This is a genomic window from Bacillus cereus group sp. BfR-BA-01524 (assembly GCF_022662595.1).
In the GTDB taxonomy this organism is placed as follows: Bacteria; Bacillota; Bacilli; order Bacillales; family Bacillaceae_G; genus Bacillus_A; species Bacillus_A thuringiensis_S.
Map to the genome: position 1 here is coordinate 71,463 of NZ_JAKUDW010000001.1, position 16,289 is coordinate 87,751.

Below are 16,289 nucleotides of genomic sequence, written 5' to 3' on the forward strand. Positions count from 1 at the left end.
CCTCTGTTTGCGATATTATTTTCCTTCTTAGTTAATTGTAGTATATCACATACAAAACAGAATTTTCAGAAAAAATTCAATAAATGTTCAAAAAATGTTCGAAAAATACACTTGAAAAATCAAGACGTTAAATTTGTGGTGAAATGGTACTTTTGAGTAAATAAAAAATCAGGCTTATTTCAAAAGTGAAATAAGCCTGTTCCATAGGAGGATGTATATATGTAGAGTGAATAAAAGTTTGGAAAAGGGGGTCCAAGTCCTTTTATTCAACTAACTACCTTAATAGATTGGAACCCAGCCTTCAGTTGTCACAAAAATACGAATAGCTACAACTTGACGATCATCTTGCAAGGTAAAATAATGTCTTGCATTTTCAGGAACAGATATTAGATCGCCTGGCTCAAGTTCAACATCAAAGAATTTCCCATCTTTGCCTTCAATAGCGAAAATGCCATGACCACTGACGATAAAGCGAACTTCGTCGTCTGTATGATGATGTTCTTTTTGGAAATTAATTAATAATTCGTCAAGGTTAGGTGTGCTATTTGAAAGTGAAATTACATCATATGCTTTATAACCTCGACGTGCTGAAACATCAGCAATTTCTTTTGAAAAAACAGCTAATATTTCAGCTTTGTTTTCATCTGTTAAAGAATAATTTTCATTTAAATGAGTAGGAAGTTTAGAAATATTCCATTTCTCATATAAAACGCCTTCCTCTTGTAGAAATTTAGATACTTCCACTTCATTTTCAATACGAGTATTTACTTCATGAATACGAATTTGCGCCATTAGAAACGCCTCCTTGAATTGATAATAGTTTTATATGAAATTGGAATAAAAACTCATAAGCTTCTAATCTCTTCTTTGCATCAAAGCTATCTCGGCCCCATACGGTAATACCGTGGTTACGGATTAATACCGCTCCCGAATCACCTTGTATATGCTTTCGGAAGTTTTCTCCAAGCGTTGGGATATGGGCATGGTTTTCGATAATAGGAATGTGAATTGTTGCACCTTCTTCCCAAATATCGAGAGCTTTAATAATTTCTTGATTTTGAAGGGTAACTGCATCACTATATAAATTTGTAATGACATTATTATCAGTTGTATGAACATGAAGTACGCACCCAGCATTCGTATTGTTATAAATATGTGTATGCAATATTGTTTCTGCTGAAGGGCGTAATTCAGTCTCTAAAACGGGAACTCCTACATGATCTACTAATAGAAAATCATCTGGAGTGGTTTTTGTTTTATCTTTACCGCTTGCTGTAATGAGAAAAGTAAGTGGCTCATGACTAACTTTTATAGAAATATTACCACTTGTTGCTGGGAACCAATTTCGAGTTGTTAATTCTTTTTTTATCTCGCTCAAGTCATACCACTGACGAAAAAGTTGTTTCATGCCCTCACCTCCAACAAAAGTTTTAATTCAGCTTGCACATCTTGAAATGTTTCAAACGGTGTATAAGCAATATGATTTTCTTCGCACTTTGTAATAAGAAAGTCGCGAGCGAATACTTTATCAGCTTGTTTCGCAGCTTGTAAATCAGTAATAGAATCACCAATTACAATATGAAAGTCATTTGTATCACTTAATTTACGAATTAATGATGATTTACATAATCCGCAATAATTTTGACAATGATCATCACAAGAATGAGGCCATTTAACTGTAATGAACTCTTTTGAAAAGTCTGTTTCATTACAATAAATTTGTTCTTTTGGAATGATCCCTTGTAAAAGTGGGTAGACGAAGAAATCCATTCCACCTGATATCACGTAAAAAGAAATGTTATTTTCCTTTACGAATTGTATAAATTCATGAAAGCCACTGCGAATTTCGGCAGTTTCTTTTAAAAATTGAATTATATTATCGCGCAGATGAGTAGGTATCAATTGAAATAATCGAGAAACACCCTCTTGAATAGATAGCTCTTGTGATAAAATTCTATTTTTTACTTCTTCTGCTTCTGGTGGAGCGAATTTTTCCATAATGGACATAATGTTATCATTATTTGTAATCGTCCCATCGAAATCACAAAACACTTGAATACTCATAACTTCACCTCATGAGAGGGGTTTCCCCATATTTGTAGTGCGCTATGTAAATTAATTTCATCTACTTCATGGAGTAATTTACCTTGCAGAGTAGCTTCAATTGCAGTACGGAAAGCTTTACCACCGCCTTGCGCTCCATACGGATGCCCATGTATCCCGCCGCCGGCATTAATAACAACATCTTTACCGAAATCTTGCAGAATAAAAGGAACGAAACCAGGATGAATACCCGCAGATGGGACAGAAAAACTTTTCTTGAAAAATGCATCTTCCTCAGTTAAATATTTTGAAATGCTGAGAGCTTCTTCTTTTTCTAATGCAACGCTTCCGTATGGAGACGGGAATAAAGAAAAATCTGCACCAGCATAACGTAGTAGCTTTCCAAGTAATAATGGAGATGAAATTCCATATAACTTCGATGCCGAATAAGCACCACTTACAGCAGGGTGTGCCATAATAGGAACCGGGATTTCATCATCTTCTGCAAGTGATTGTAGTACATCTAGTCCGTAAGCAAATACGTTAAATAATAGAATATCAGCCCCAGCTTGCACTGCACGTTTTGCATTTTCTTTTAAGTCGAAAGTGCGTCCTGTTAAATTTACGGCATATAACGTTTTATGGCCGTATGTTTCATAGACTGATTGTAAAACTTCTTTTCCAGATACTATTCGTTTCGTGAGTGGTGTTAATGAGTTCTCAAATAAAATTTCATCATCTTTTACAATATCTACACCACCAATTGCTTGATCACGTAATTGAGTTTTTAAGTATCCAATATTTCGTCCAATCATTCCCTTAAAAATGCTCATTAAAAGGGGACGATCATACACTTCTATCAGGTTTCTAACGCCATCGATCCCGAACTTGGGACCAGGAAAATGTTCTTTCAATTCTTCTGAAAAAGTTAAGTCAATTAATTTTACTTCGCCATCAAGTGATAGCTTTCCGAATGTAGTTGTTAAAATCGCTGGTAAGTCTGGACTGAAATTTAATAACGGGTATTCGATTTTAATAATCCCACGTTTTACCTTTTTGCGTAAATATGAATTCGTATGTTCTTGTTCAGCTAATTCCTCAATATGAATGACGTTGCCTTTATGCTGTTTTAATTGTTCTTGTAATAAGTGTGGCAAATGAGTCCAAGAACCAATTGTTAATCCGAGTGCAATTTGTTCCGCCTTTTTTTCTAAGTTATGTGAATCGTCATGAATTAAATACGTCGCTATAATTCCGCTCATTGTTATAACCCCCTAGTTAAATAAAAAAACCTCTCAGCTAAGGAGAGGTTTTTTTACAACCAGCTCCTTATCTGTCAGCATAATGCTGCGAGAATTAGCACCGTGTCTACAATTGTAGATCGGTTGCCGGGCTTCGTCGGGCTCGTCCCTCCACCTGCTCTTGATAAGAAGTATTTAGAAATGTTTAAATTTTTAAGATAACTGAATTTTGTCAGATATTTTTCATGTTGTCAATGGCTTTTTGAAAATTTTTAATTTCTCAATTCGATTAATTGCTTCCCGCAATCGCTCCTCTGTATGCAGGAGCCCAACGCGAACATAACCTTCGCCGTGCTCACCGAAGCCAACACCTGGAGCAACTGCAACGTGTGCTTTTTCTAATAAAATATTAGAAAATTCCTCAGATGTATAGCCCTCTGGTACAGGAAGCCATGCAAAGAATGATCCTTTTGGAATATCAACATTCCAACCAATGGAATGACAAGCTTCTATAAGGACATTTCTTCGAGATTCGTAACTATTTACAAGGTCTATTACGCAAGACTGTGAACTTAATAGTGCTTCGCGGGCAGCGTCTTGAACTGCACCAAAAATACTAACATACATATGATCTTGCAATAGGTTAATGGTTTCAATGACACTTTCATTCCCTACTGCAAAAGCAATACGCCAGCCAGCCATATTGAAAGTTTTCGATAGAGTGTAAATTTCAATTCCTGTATCTTTGGCACCATCTGCTTGCAAGAAACTAACAGGTTTTTGACCATCAAATCCGATAGCGCCGTAAGCGAAATCGTGAACAACTAATATATTATGTTTATTAGCAAAGTGAATGGTTTTATCAAAAAAATCTTTTGATGCAGTAGCACCGGTAGGGTTATTTGGATAGTTTAAAAACATTAACTTTGCTTGCTCAGCGATAGAGTCATCAATTTGTTTATAATCCGGTAAAAAATGATTTTCTGCAATAAGTGGCATGGTTTCAAAGTGTGCCTTTGCTAAGGCAACCCCGGATAAATAATCTGGATAGCCTGGATCCGGAACGAGAATCGTATCACCAGGATTTGTAAAACAAATCGGTAATTCTACTAGTCCAGCCTTTCCGCCAAACAAAATAGCAACTTCAGTTTTTGGGTTTAATTCGACGCCGTATTCACGTTTATAGAATGTAGCTACGGCTTCCTTTAAGCTTTCATGTCCGCGAAATGGCGGATATTTATGATGAATGGTCTTTTCGGCAGCATCTTGTAAAGCTTTTACGATATGCTGCGGTGTTGGTTGATCTGGATTACCTTGACCTAGATTAATAACATCGTGACCAGCTGCAACGACTTTGTTAACTTTTGCAACAAGTGAAGCGAAAAATTGTGTTGGCAATGATGTTACTATCTCAGAAGGTTGAAATAATTTCATACTTTCCACCTCTTTTGAAAGTTGTTACAATTCTAGTGACAAATGATATAATCTTTCCAGTATTTTGTAAAGAGAAAAATAAGAATGGGGCTGAAAAAATGAAAGTCGCATGTATTCAAATGGATATTGTTTTTGGAGATGTAGAAAAAAATATTGAGAATGCTAAAAATAAAATAAGCGAAGCTATGAAGGAAAGGCCAGATGTTATCGTCTTACCAGAGTTATGGACAACAGGATATGATTTAACGAGACTTTCTGAAATTGCAGATAGGGATGGAGTGGAAACGAAAGAAAAGTTAATAGAATGGGCGAAGCAATATGATGTACATATTGTTGGTGGGTCCATAGCAAAGCAAACGGAGCAAGGCGTTACAAATACGATGTATGTTGTAAATAATGAAGGACAGCTAGTCAACGAATATAGTAAAGTACATTTATTTCAGCTTATGGATGAACATAAATATTTAATAGCTGGTAATAGTACGGGCGAATTTAAGCTAGATGATGTTGAATGTGCTGGAACAATTTGTTATGATATTCGTTTTCCAGAGTGGATGCGTGTCCATACTGCTAAAGGGGCAAAAGTATTATTTGTTGTAGCAGAATGGCCATTAGCTCGTTTAGCACATTGGCGTTTGCTATTGCAAGCAAGAGCAGTTGAAAATCAGTGTTATGTTGTTGCGTGTAATAGAGCAGGAAAGGATCCAAATAATGTATTTGCGGGTCATTCTTTAATTGTGGACCCTTGGGGTGAAGTTGTAGTAGAGGCGAATGAAGAGGAATCAATTTTATTTGGAGAGCTTGAATTCGAGAAAATTAAAGAAGTACGTAAAGGAATTCCAGTTTTTGCGGATCGCCGTCCAGAATTATACAAATAAAATGTTGACAAGTGATTTTTATTCTTGGTATAGTCTTCAACATAAAGTTAAAAATTCAAAAAATTATACAACTCTTATCAAGAGCAGGTGGAGGGATTTGGCCCGATGAAGCCCAGCAACCGACCGTAATACCATTGTGAAATGGGGCGTTTATTACGCCAAAAGGCACGGTGCTAATTCCAGCAGAAAGTAAAACTTTCTGGCAGATAAGAGGGGAGAAGATAAACTTCAAACCTCTTTCTTAGTGGAAAGAGGTTTTTCTATGTTAGAAAAACCTCTGAATTTAAAAAGGGGGAGAAGACGATGGGATATTATTCATTAACAGAAATAACAGCTGTACAATATGCGAAAGATCATGGCTATTTTGAAGCGAAGGCAAATGTCGTTTGTCATGAAATTGGAGACGGAAACTTAAATTACGTGTTCAAATTAGATGATGGAGAGAAATCCATTATAATAAAACAAGCACTGCCTTATGCGAAAGTAGTTGGTGAAAGCTGGCCATTGTCTATAAAAAGAGCAACGATTGAAAGCAAGGCCTTACAAATTTTTGCGCAGTATGTACCGGATTATGTTCCAGTAGTGTACAGTCTTGATGAAGAGTTAGCGATAACGGTAATAGAAGACTTATCAAGACTAACAATTACAAGAAAAGGATTAATAGACGGAGAAGAATATCCGCTTTTATCCCAGCATATCGGCCGTTTTCTAGCACATGTTTTATTTTACACTTCAGATTTTGGTTTACAGTCAGAAGAGAAGAGGGTACTAGAAGGTACCTTTGTAAATCCGGACCTTTGTAAAATTACAGAGGATTTAGTGTTTACAGATCCGTTTGGACATTATGATACAAATGATTATGAGCCAGACTTACAGCTCGTGGTTGATGAACTTTGGAGTGATAAAACTTTAAAACTAAAAGTAGCACAATATAAATATAAGTTCTTAACAAGAAAAGAAACTCTTATTCATGGTGATTTACATACTGGTAGTATTTTTTCGTCACCTTCTGAAACGAAAGTGATTGATCCAGAATTTGCGACATATGGCCCATTTGGATTTGACATAGGTCAATTTATTGCAAATCTATTATTAAATGCTTTATCTAGAGAAGAAGAAAAAAGAAGTGTACTATTTTTCCATATAGAAAAGACGTGGAGTTATTTTGTAGAGACTTTTACAAAGTTATGGATTGGAGAAGGTGTAGAAGCATATACGAAAGAAAAACAATGGTTACCAATTATTTTGCAAAATATCTTTACTGATGCAGTTGGATTTGCCGGATGTGAACTGATTCGTAGAACAATTGGTTTAGCTCATGTAGCAGATTTAGATGAAATAGAAAATAAAGAAACAAGAATTCAAGCTAAGAAGCAAGCGCTATCCTTAGGTAAAGAACTAATAAAATATGAATCTAAAAGTGCTGATATTCAACTGTTTCGAACATTATTTCAACAGACAGTTTCAGGGGGCGTAAAAGCGTGAGTACAATTGTTACTGTTCCGAGATCTGTAAGCTGGAAAGGTGATGCAATTGCGGTATTAAATCAAACAAAATTGCCGCATAGCACAGAATACAAAACATTGACGACTATTGAAGAGGTTTGGAAAAGCATCGTAATGTTAGAAGTACGAGGAGCGCCTGCAATTGGAATTGTAGCTGCATTTGGTTTGGCGCTTGCATCAAAAAAATATAACACTGTACATATTGAAGAATTTCAAAAGAAGTTTAATAGAGATTGTAATTATTTAGGAACGTCACGCCCGACAGCAGTAAATTTATTTTGGGCAATTGATCGTATGAGAGAATCTATTCGAGAGATTACTACAATAAAAGAAGCACAAAAAACATTAGAAGAAGAAGCGCTTCGCATTCAGCAGGAAGATGAAGAGGTGTGCCGAAATATTGGGGAATATGCGTTAACATGTTTTAAAGATGGCGATAATATTTTAACAATCTGTAACGCTGGAAGTATCGCAACTGCCAGATATGGAACTGCATTAGCTCCCTTTTATATTGGAAAAGAGAAAGGTGTGCGTTTACATGCATATGCGTGTGAAACGAGACCAGTTTTACAAGGTGGTCGCTTAACGACCTGGGAATTGAAGCAAGCAAATATTGATGTGACCCTTATTACAGATAATACTGCAGCTCATGCTATTCAAACGAAAGAAATAAATGCAATTATTGTAGGGGCGGATCGAATTGTCGCAAATGGAGATACGGCAAATAAAATAGGGACAATGAATTTAGCTATTTTAGCAAAGCACTTTGATATCCCATTTTATGTTGCTGCGCCACTGTCAACATTTGATGTTAGGAAAGAAACTGGAGCCGAAATAATTATTGAAGAAAGAGATGAAACAGAGGTTACGAAAATCTTTGGAAAACAAGTAGCACCAATCGGAACGAATGTTTATAACCCTGCATTTGACGTAACACCGAACGAATTAATTACAGGAATTATTACTGAGAAAGGTATTATAAGCGGGGATTATAAACGAGAAATTGCATCATTATTTGAAAAACAGGCTAATACATAATAGCTTGTTTTTTTATGCCTAAATGCATTGTTTTCTCTTACTTATATAATGAAAGGAGGAGAAGAGGATGGAAGAGTGGATCAAGATGATAGGTAATGTAGGGTTTCCAATTGTTGTAACATTATATTTACTCCACCGTATTGAAAGTAAATTAGAGGGGGTAATTGTTGCAATTGAGAAGCTCCCGCGGCAATTACTAAAGTACGAAGATCCTCGCGATAAAAAATAAAGTTTGCTCTTCTTGAGCAAACTTTATTTTTTATTGAGCAGTATAGCCACCATCGATAACGACAGCTTGACCAGTTATACCTTTAGCTTTTTCACTCGCTAAAAACATAGCATAATCAGCGATTTCTTGTACTTGTAATAAGCGCTTTTGTGGGACGAGTGGATAAATAACATCTTCTAAAACATTTTCAAGTGGTACATTTCGTGTAGTAGCTAAGTCTTGTAGTTGATTACGTACAAGAGGGGTATCGACATAACCAGGGCAAAGGGCATTAACAGTAATACCATGCGTAGCACCTTCTAAAGCGGCAACTTTTGTTAATCCAATTACGCCATGTTTTGCACTATTGTAGGCAGCTTTTCCAGCAAACCCGACAAGGCCGTTAATAGAAGCGACATTAATAATACGACCATATTTTTGTTGTTTCATAATCGGAAAGGCATGCTTAATTGCGATAAACGGAGCAATTTGCATAATTTGAATTAGTAGCTCAAACTTTTCAGTTGGAAAGTCTTCAATGGGTGAAACGTGTTGCATTCCTGCGTTGTTAATTAATATATCTAATGAACCGAAATGACTAACTGTTTGAGAAATTGATGCTGTAATTTCCTCTTCAGATGTAACGTCACATTTTAAACCGATAGCTTGAAAACCTTCATTTTGTAATTGTTCAGCAGCTTCTTTCGCACGTTCTTCAAGACGATCAGTAATCACAACTTTTGCACCTTCTTTTGCAAAAGCACTTCCCATTTCATATCCAATACCACTCGCAGCACCTGTTAAAAAGACAACTCGATTTGTAACCATGATGAAAAACATCCCTTCATAATAAAGTTTTCATAGTGCTCTATTTAGAGAGGTTATAATGAAATTCCTGCAAACATTTGGAAAAAATATCGTTAGCTATCTTGTTTTGCAAAATAGTCTTTGCTATACTATTTTGTAAAGCAAGATACTTACGCTTATCTATCTTGTAAAACAAGATAGTAGGAGGATTTGAATTATGTCGACAAGTCAAATGTTGAAAGGGATTTTAGAAGGATGCTTACTTGCTATTATTTCTGAAGGCGAAATATACGGTTATGAAATGAGTGAAAAGCTAGCAAAGTATGGTTTTACAATGGCGAGTGAGGGAAGTATTTATCCGTTATTAATACGAATGCAAAAAGAAGGACTAATAACAAGCGTAATGAAGGAATCGCCATCTGGTCCAAAGAGAAAATATTATACATTAACAGAAAAAGGCGAGGAAGCACTTGATGAATTTATGGATCGCTGGGAAGCGATGCAAAGTAGTGTAGAACGTCTACTTGAAGGGAAGGGAAGGAGAAAATAATGTTATCAAGTGAAGCTCGAAAGTTTTTGTTAGATATGAGATTATTTTTGACGGCAAAGAGTGTGAAAGAAAGTGATATTGAAAACTTTTTAGAAGATGCAGAATTGCATTTAATAGAAGGTGAGAGTGAGGGGAAGAGTGTAGAAGATATTTTCGGAAGCTCACCGAAAGAATATGCAAATGAACTTGTAAAAGTGATGGAAAGAGATAGACAGGAAACGTGGCAGCAAATTGGTTTTACAGTAATGAATATCGTATCGTTTTGGATTATTGCTTCTATTTTAATAGTGAATAATGGAATGTTACAGATTTCACTTATGCAGTGTATCGGTTACAGTTTTTCATTGATTTTAGTTGTTATGGGTCCTAATTTTCTACTTCGCAAAATGGCCTTCGTCACAAGCTTTACAAAAACATGGTTTTCCATGTGGTCTTTAGTTATGATTGCTCCATTGTTTTTATTAGGAGCTGTTACGATATTAGATGTGATATATCCTACAAAAATGCTCACATTCACCGAAGTCCAAAGTTATATATTAGCTGGTGGGATTTTTATCATCACAGTAGCTATAAATATATATTTTGAAGGATGGTTTAAAAACTTATATTTAATCATTCCACTTTCTATTATGTTACTGTTTAAAACATTTACATCGGAAGATCTTATGCCAATACTATTTCAAATTATATGTTTATACGGAAGTTTGTTTATTTTGATTTTCCTTGAAATTATGATGAAGACGAATAGAAGAGAAATGGTTAAATAAAGGGGGATTATCATGAAGATTTCTAAAGAAGGAGAAAAGTTTTTAATTGATACGAAAGTATATTTAATAACTAAGGGAATTAAAGAAGAAGATGTGGATGCTTTTCTAGAAGATGCAGAGCTTCATTTAATAGAAGGTGAAAAAAAGGGGAAGACGGTAAGGGACATATTTGGTGACTCACCAAAAGAGTATGCGGAAGAGTTAGCTAAAGAGATGGAGAAGGATAAAGGTGGGAGTATAAAAAGTATCTTAGGAATGATAATTGGGATAGGCGGATATTGGTTACTTACAAATATTTTATTTGAAAGTTCTAATCATGAATTTGTATTAACGAATGTGCAGTTGATTGGATATCCAATTATATTAATGGTTACTGTTGCAGGCGTTATATTTGCCTTTAAAATGTCATCATTTAAGAGCAAAATAAAAGAATTTAGCATGATTTATGTAGCAGCTTTGCTACCAATTTTATTACTAGTACTATTAATGTTTATGAATAAATGGTACGGGACACCTGTATTGCAATTAACTACAATGCAAAGTTATATACTAGCTGGAATAATCTTATTAGTACTGCTAATTGGTGAAGCGTACATACTTGGATGGATTGGAATATTAGCTGTTATCATACCGTTATTAATTATGTTTGTATTTAAAGAATTAGGGAAGCAAAACCCATATTGGGGAATGTTAGAGACTTTACTTCTGTACGGAAGTTTATATGTATTAATGAGATGGTCTTTAAAAAATGAAGAGAAAAAAACTGTAAGCTAGTTTTATACTAATAGTGAAGTGAACGAACTGAATTTTTTATCAAGGGGGGAACGAATATGCAAAGTATATTTCTAGGTATATTGTCTATTGTGTTTTTAGGTTTAACGATTTTTGGGCTCTATACTACCTTTTCGAAAAAGGTACATGATGACTATTTCGATACTTTATTAGATGACACATCGGGTTATATTCTGTTCTTCGGTTTAATTGGAAAAGGGCTGCTTTGGATATGCAAAAAATTATTTCCAAAGAAATATTATATAGGGATTTTTAGAGGGATTACATTTACATTTAGTTGTCTATTTTTATTTCTAGCAGCCGGGATTTGGTTTGTTGATTGGAACAAGTTGTTTTAAACAGTAACATGAAGGTTACTGTTTTTTTCTTTGTAGTAAAGAGCTTTGTAAAGAGAGCGCTTTTTGTTCTGTTGTTAATAAGGAATGAATATGAACGTTTTCTGGACGAGGGACTATCGGATACATAAGATTTGTTGGAGAAGGGTGGTGCTCCGAGCCGGTTGGAGAATGAGGATCTGCATGAGTAAGTTTTCCATGAATACGTCTTGTAAATAAAATATGACCGATTTCGTGAGCGAGCGTATATATATTTTTCATAGGGGCAGCCGAATTTGTTAAAACGATATAGCCAGTAAGTTGCTGTTGTTTTGCTAAAGAATAAGCGCAGGCAATTACTGCTGTTTCTTTGAAATAATCACTGCCAATATAACAAATATAAAGGTCGCATTCAGGAGCTTCATTTACACATGTTTGGAAAAAGGATGCCAACTTTTCTTGACTTTGAATGGAATTTTTATAACTGATTTCACGGTCAAAAAAACGGAAAAGTTCATTTAATACAATTACTTCTTGAATTTGAAATGTAATGGGGTGCCAAATTGATTCTGCAACAGCTAAATCTTTTGCGATGCGGTCATCAGAAATATCGGCGCCGGGAGTAATACAAATACATATATTGACGTATGGATCCATAAGGAACACCTCAAATGAAAAAAGTTCTTCCTATAATATATGTGGGGAAAAGGTGCTATGTATGGATAAACGCCTTTTTTGTTACATGAATATATAGATGACAAGTCAAAAAAATTTCATAGTTCTATAACATGATATGGTCGTCTTTTTGATATAGTAAAGGAAAGGGGGAGAATATATGTATACATTAAAAATCGTTTCAGACAGAGAAGCACTTTATCAATTTGCGAGTTATGTAAGAGTTGTACAAGGGGTTGAAGATGTATATGTAGAGGTGGGAGAACCTTTATATGAACATCCTTTAATGAAGTTTTATGTACATATTAAGCTGAAAGAAACATATGAGCAGCATAAAGCGTTACAGGAAATAGCAAGATTAGTAGAATTGGGTCGTTTTACATATGTCCATTATCGTAATGATGAAATTGAGGAAGCTTTTGAAGCTGTAAAATATGAAAGTTTTAAGAAATAAAGATGAAAAAACGGAGGCGAAAGCTTCCTTTTTTTCTTTAAAATTACATGAACAAAAAGAGAGAAATTTTGTTATGATAAGGGAGGTTAGGGAAAGGAGAATTTACATATGGGGTATATTGAAGAGTTACGCAAAGTCGTTGGTACAAGGCCACTTATTCTCGTAGGATCAGCAATCATTATATTAAATGATAAACAAGAAGTATTGCTTCAATATCGTTCAGATACATATGATTGGGGTGTACCTGGCGGGGCGATGGAACTGGGTGAAACGACAGAAGAAACAGCACGTAGAGAGTTATTTGAGGAAACGGGGTTAACTGCAAAAATAATGCAATTTCTTGGTGTTCTATCAGGAAAAGAAGTATATTTCCGTTATCCGAATGGCGATGAAATTTTCAATGTCATTCATCTGTATCAGGCACATCATGTGAGCGGGGAATTAAAGCTCGATCATGAAGGGTTGAAACTTCAATATTTTCCAGTAGATAAGTTGCCAAAATTGAATGAAACGACAGAGAAAATTTTGCAAAAGTTTTTATATGCGCTGACAGAATAGAAGGTTAATTCCTTCTATTTTTATTATATGAAATATTTTGATTTTTTAGTATGTTTATAGTATGATAGTTGTAGATATACATCTTATGGAATTTCACCTAAAAACTTACTAGGGTACATAAGAGAGGGGCAAGTACAAAATGCATAATGTTGTTATTACAGCTGCAGTTCGTTCGCCAATTGGAACTTTTGGAGGAGCGCTAAAAAATGTAACGCCAGTAGAATTAGCTGTTCCTGTACTTCAGGAAGCTGTAAAACGAGGCGGGGTAGAACCACATGAAGTTGATGAAGTAATTTTAGGTCATTGTATTCAAAGAACTGATGAAGCAAATACGGCGAGAACAGCTGCATTAGCGGCAGGATTTCCTGACACAGTTACGGGATATACAATCCAACGCCAATGTTCTTCAGGTATGCAAGCAATTATGTCAGCTGCAATGCAAATCCAATTAGGTGTAAGTGATGTTGTTGTTGCAGGTGGAGTAGAAGCGATGAGTTCGAGCCCTTATGCATTGAAACAGCACCGCTGGGGACAACGTCTACAGCACGGAGAAATTCGTGATACGGTGTGGGAAGTGTTAGAAGATCCGATTCACCATATTATGATGGGTGAAACAGCGGAAAATTTAGTTGAACAATATGAAATTACAAGAGAGGAACAAGATGAAGTTGCTCTTCGCAGTCATACATTGGCACTGAAGGCAATCGAGTCTGGACACTTTGACGATCAAATTGTTCCTATTACAATAAAAGAACGTAGAAAAGAAGTAGTATTTTCGAAGGATGAGCATCCACGTGCAGATATTACAGCGGAAAAATTAGCAGGGTTAAAACCAGCATTCCGTAAAGATGGGTCTGTAACTGCAGGTAATTCATCTGGCCTGAATGACGGAAGTGCAGTTCTAGTATTAATGAGCGAAGAAAAAGCGAAAGAAAAAGGCTTACAACCGTTAGCTAGAATTGTTGGATATTCAGTAGCTGGAGTAGACCCGAAAATTATGGGTATTGGACCAGCACCAGCAATTCGTAAAGGTTTAGAAAAAGTGGATTGGTCATTAGAAGATGCAGATTTACTTGAAATTAATGAAGCTTTCGCGGCTCAATATTTAGCTGTAGAGAAAGAGTTAGGTTTAGACCGTGAAAAAGTGAACGTAAACGGTAGTGGCGTAGGACTTGGGCATCCAATTGGTTGTACAGGGGCTCGTATTACGGTAAGTTTAATTCACGAATTAAAAAGACGTGGGTTAGAAAAAGGAATTGCCTCTTTATGCGTCGGTGGCGGTATCGGGGTTGCCTTATTTATAGAAGCACTATAAAAAAGAAGCAGCTATTGCTGCTTCTTTTTTTATGACTCAAATAGATGATGGAATAATCGATCGCGATTTTCAAAGAAAAGTTTCGTCGTTTGATAATGCTCGGTTTCTTCTAATGTGGATTCGTGAATCCCCTCTTGTGTTAAAGAGTATATAGTAGATTCAGGGTAAGCCATTAAAATAGGAGAATGCGTCGCAATAACAAATTGTGAACCTTGTTCAGCTAGTTCGTGCATTCGAATGAGCATGGAAAGTTGTCTCATCGGTGATAAAGCTGCCTCAGGCTCATCTAAAATGTATAAACCTTGTCCTGAAAAACGATTCATAAATAAGGAAAAGAATGATTCACCGTGAGATTGTTCGTGTAGTGAAACGCCGCCGTAAGATTTTATAGCATCTATTTCATCAATATAAGAAGCGACATTATAAAATGATTCAGCGCGAAGAAAGAAACCGTCGCTTGGTGTATTGAAACTTTTTGAAATTCGAAGGTATTCATGTAAAGATGAATGTGAATCGTTTGTGCTAAAGCGGAAATTCTTCGTTCCACCTTCTGCATTAAAACCTAACGCAATTGCAATCCCTTCAAGTAATGTTGATTTACCCGTTCCGTTTTCTCCAATAATGAATGTTACATTTGGATGGAAAGCTAGTGATTGTAATGTTCGGATAGCGGGTAAGCAGTAAGGATATGCGGAAAAACTAGGGATATTTTCTTTTTTTAATGTGACATTTTGTAAAAAGGGTACGTCAATCAATATATAAACCTCAATTCATAACGGATTTTGAATCTAAAAAGGCAGCAAATACAAGTGTTAATGACACCTGAATCCCTTCCTTATTTTCTGAATATTTCATGTGGATTATATCATTTAAACTATCATATTCCAATGTGAAAATAAATATTGCATGAAGATCTATTCTCTCGTTATGATAGATGGTATTCTATTGAAAATGTGAGAAGGAGTTAAAGTATGCCGTTTACATTTGCACATCCAGCAGCAGTTCTTCCTTTTGCGAAAAAGCATTCTAAATATATGTCAGTAACGGCTCTTATATTAGGTAGTATGGCGCCTGACTTTGAATATTTTTTACACTTTAGACCGTATGGTGTTATTGGGCATACGTGGCTTGGGTTCTTATATTTAAATTTACCACTTGTCTTCTTATTAGCATGTATATATCATTACATTTTAAAAAAGCCTTTTATAACACATTTACCTAAACCATTTGCTGGGTATTATACATATGTAGTAGATAAGGGGTGGAGGATTCATACATGGAAGGATCTTTTTATATTTTGTTATTCAGCATTATTCGGTATGTTAACGCATGTTGTTTGGGATGCATTCACTCATAAGACAGGCTATTTTGTTATGAAAATACCATTATTGCAAAGAGAATGGTACGGTATCCCTGTTTATAAATATATGCAACATGGAAGTACATGTATTGGTTTTCTATTATTAGTATACGTTTTATGGAAGTATAGAAATGAAATGGGTAAAGATCTTATTTTAGCTTCGGAGAAAAGAAAGTATTGGATTTCAGTAATTGTTGTGGCAACTATTATATTTATCGTGCATGCGTTCCTAGATCCCTATTTTCATATTTTCCAAATTGGAGGTATAATAGTATCTGGACTGACAAGTTCATTTTGTGGACTTTTCATTGTTTCTATAGTTTACAAAGCAAGGGACTAATTTTATATTC

Annotated in this window: 20 protein-coding genes and 2 riboswitches; of the genes, 12 read left to right on the top strand and 8 right to left on the bottom strand. The window is 35.4% G+C overall.

The genetic code is table 11. The features are described 5' to 3' along the window. Nucleotides 1-279: 279 nt before the first annotated feature. From MR170_RS00430 to MR170_RS00450, 5 genes are all read right to left on the bottom strand, one after another. Complete coding sequence (locus tag MR170_RS00430; RefSeq protein WP_029443178.1) at nucleotides 280-792, bottom strand: 1,2-dihydroxy-3-keto-5-methylthiopentene dioxygenase; 513 nt, start codon at nucleotides 790-792, stop codon at nucleotides 280-282. Next, a complete protein-coding gene (locus tag MR170_RS00435) occupies nucleotides 770-1,408 on the bottom strand; it encodes a methylthioribulose 1-phosphate dehydratase (RefSeq protein WP_000811341.1) in 639 nt (212 codons plus the stop codon). The genes MR170_RS00430 and MR170_RS00435 overlap by 23 nt, the downstream gene beginning before the upstream one ends. Next, the gene (locus MR170_RS00440; protein ID WP_016080410.1) at nucleotides 1,405-2,064 is read right to left on the bottom strand and encodes a 2-hydroxy-3-keto-5-methylthiopentenyl-1-phosphate phosphatase; all 660 of its coding nucleotides are present in this window, start codon (nucleotides 2,062-2,064) and stop codon (nucleotides 1,405-1,407) included. The genes MR170_RS00435 and MR170_RS00440 overlap by 4 nt, the downstream gene beginning before the upstream one ends. Next, the gene (gene mtnW / locus MR170_RS00445) at nucleotides 2,061-3,305 is read right to left on the bottom strand and encodes a 2,3-diketo-5-methylthiopentyl-1-phosphate enolase (protein WP_016080411.1); all 1,245 of its coding nucleotides are present in this window, start codon (nucleotides 3,303-3,305) and stop codon (nucleotides 2,061-2,063) included. The genes MR170_RS00440 and mtnW overlap by 4 nt, the downstream gene beginning before the upstream one ends. Nucleotides 3,306-3,369: 64 nt before the next feature. Beyond that, nucleotides 3,370-3,475: riboswitch (SAM riboswitch) on the bottom strand. 52 nt (nucleotides 3,476-3,527) lie between these two features. Continuing rightward, entirely contained in the window at nucleotides 3,528-4,718 is a 1,191-nt protein-coding gene (locus MR170_RS00450) for a pyridoxal phosphate-dependent aminotransferase (RefSeq protein WP_043937268.1), read from the bottom strand. A 14-nt stretch (nucleotides 4,719-4,732) separates the two neighbouring features. Here MR170_RS00450 and MR170_RS00455 point away from each other — a divergent pair, with 14 nt between their 5' ends. From MR170_RS00455 to MR170_RS00470, 4 genes are all read left to right on the top strand, one after another. Continuing rightward, nucleotides 4,733-5,596 carry a carbon-nitrogen family hydrolase gene (locus tag MR170_RS00455; protein WP_242306774.1) on the top strand — a complete coding sequence of 288 codons (864 nt, stop codon included), beginning with the start codon at nucleotides 4,733-4,735 and terminating at the stop codon, nucleotides 5,594-5,596. A gap of 71 nt (nucleotides 5,597-5,667) precedes the next feature. Then, a riboswitch (SAM riboswitch) is annotated at nucleotides 5,668-5,809 on the top strand. Between the two features lie 90 nt (nucleotides 5,810-5,899). Further along, entirely contained in the window at nucleotides 5,900-7,081 is a 1,182-nt protein-coding gene (mtnK, locus tag MR170_RS00460) for an S-methyl-5-thioribose kinase (protein WP_242306752.1), read from the top strand. Then, nucleotides 7,078-8,139: an S-methyl-5-thioribose-1-phosphate isomerase gene (mtnA, locus tag MR170_RS00465; protein WP_000104611.1), complete on the top strand. Its 1,062-nt coding sequence runs from the start codon at nucleotides 7,078-7,080 to the stop codon at nucleotides 8,137-8,139. Before mtnK ends, mtnA begins: the two co-directional genes overlap by 4 nt. A 67-nt stretch (nucleotides 8,140-8,206) precedes the next feature. After that, nucleotides 8,207-8,368, top strand: coding sequence for a YvrJ family protein (locus MR170_RS00470; protein ID WP_000393336.1), 162 nt, complete (start codon nucleotides 8,207-8,209; stop codon nucleotides 8,366-8,368). Between the two features lie 30 nt (nucleotides 8,369-8,398). Here MR170_RS00470 and MR170_RS00475 read toward each other — a convergent pair whose 3' ends face one another. Then, nucleotides 8,399-9,175, bottom strand: coding sequence for a 3-hydroxybutyrate dehydrogenase (locus MR170_RS00475; RefSeq protein WP_016080416.1), 777 nt, complete (start codon nucleotides 9,173-9,175; stop codon nucleotides 8,399-8,401). Nucleotides 9,176-9,371: 196 nt separating this feature from the next. Here MR170_RS00475 and MR170_RS00480 point away from each other — a divergent pair, with 196 nt between their 5' ends. From MR170_RS00480 to MR170_RS00495, 4 genes are read left to right on the top strand one after another with little or no spacing between them, the layout of a single operon-like run. Next, the gene (locus MR170_RS00480) at nucleotides 9,372-9,704 is read left to right on the top strand and encodes a PadR family transcriptional regulator (protein WP_000107977.1); all 333 of its coding nucleotides are present in this window, start codon (nucleotides 9,372-9,374) and stop codon (nucleotides 9,702-9,704) included. Further along, on the top strand, nucleotides 9,704-10,471 hold the full coding sequence (locus tag MR170_RS00485; protein ID WP_242306753.1) for a DUF1129 domain-containing protein: 768 nt from the start codon (nucleotides 9,704-9,706) through the stop codon (nucleotides 10,469-10,471). The genes MR170_RS00480 and MR170_RS00485 overlap by 1 nt, the downstream gene beginning before the upstream one ends. Before the next feature lie 12 nt (nucleotides 10,472-10,483). Further along, the gene (locus MR170_RS00490) at nucleotides 10,484-11,245 is read left to right on the top strand and encodes a DUF1129 domain-containing protein (protein ID WP_088114595.1); all 762 of its coding nucleotides are present in this window, start codon (nucleotides 10,484-10,486) and stop codon (nucleotides 11,243-11,245) included. Nucleotides 11,246-11,301: 56 nt separating this feature from the next. After that, nucleotides 11,302-11,601, top strand: a complete 300-nt coding sequence (locus MR170_RS00495) for a DNA-binding protein (protein WP_144465503.1) — start codon at nucleotides 11,302-11,304, stop codon at nucleotides 11,599-11,601. 15 nt (nucleotides 11,602-11,616) lie between these two features. Here MR170_RS00495 and MR170_RS00500 read toward each other — a convergent pair whose 3' ends face one another. Next, complete coding sequence (locus MR170_RS00500) at nucleotides 11,617-12,234, bottom strand: ImmA/IrrE family metallo-endopeptidase (protein WP_000371606.1); 618 nt, start codon at nucleotides 12,232-12,234, stop codon at nucleotides 11,617-11,619. A gap of 178 nt (nucleotides 12,235-12,412) precedes the next feature. Here MR170_RS00500 and MR170_RS00505 point away from each other — a divergent pair, with 178 nt between their 5' ends. The 3 genes from MR170_RS00505 to MR170_RS00515 all read left to right on the top strand — a co-directional run bounded on the left by MR170_RS00505 (nucleotide 12,413) and on the right by MR170_RS00515 (nucleotide 14,579). Next, nucleotides 12,413-12,706, top strand: coding sequence for a DUF3928 family protein (locus MR170_RS00505; protein ID WP_000288330.1), 294 nt, complete (start codon nucleotides 12,413-12,415; stop codon nucleotides 12,704-12,706). A gap of 108 nt (nucleotides 12,707-12,814) precedes the next feature. Continuing rightward, the gene (locus tag MR170_RS00510) at nucleotides 12,815-13,264 is read left to right on the top strand and encodes an NUDIX hydrolase (RefSeq protein WP_002005651.1); all 450 of its coding nucleotides are present in this window, start codon (nucleotides 12,815-12,817) and stop codon (nucleotides 13,262-13,264) included. A 139-nt stretch (nucleotides 13,265-13,403) separates the two neighbouring features. After that, a complete protein-coding gene (locus MR170_RS00515) occupies nucleotides 13,404-14,579 on the top strand; it encodes an acetyl-CoA C-acetyltransferase (RefSeq protein ID WP_242306754.1) in 1,176 nt (391 codons plus the stop codon). 29 nt (nucleotides 14,580-14,608) lie between these two features. Here the strand turns inward: MR170_RS00515 and MR170_RS00520 are convergent, their stop codons facing one another. Further along, on the bottom strand, nucleotides 14,609-15,334 hold the full coding sequence (locus MR170_RS00520) for an AAA family ATPase (RefSeq protein ID WP_000568005.1): 726 nt from the start codon (nucleotides 15,332-15,334) through the stop codon (nucleotides 14,609-14,611). A 216-nt stretch (nucleotides 15,335-15,550) separates the two neighbouring features. Between MR170_RS00520 and MR170_RS00525 the strand changes: the two genes are divergently transcribed. Beyond that, nucleotides 15,551-16,279: a DUF4184 family protein gene (locus MR170_RS00525; protein WP_016080420.1), complete on the top strand. Its 729-nt coding sequence runs from the start codon at nucleotides 15,551-15,553 to the stop codon at nucleotides 16,277-16,279. Nucleotides 16,280-16,289: the final 10 nt, after the last annotated feature.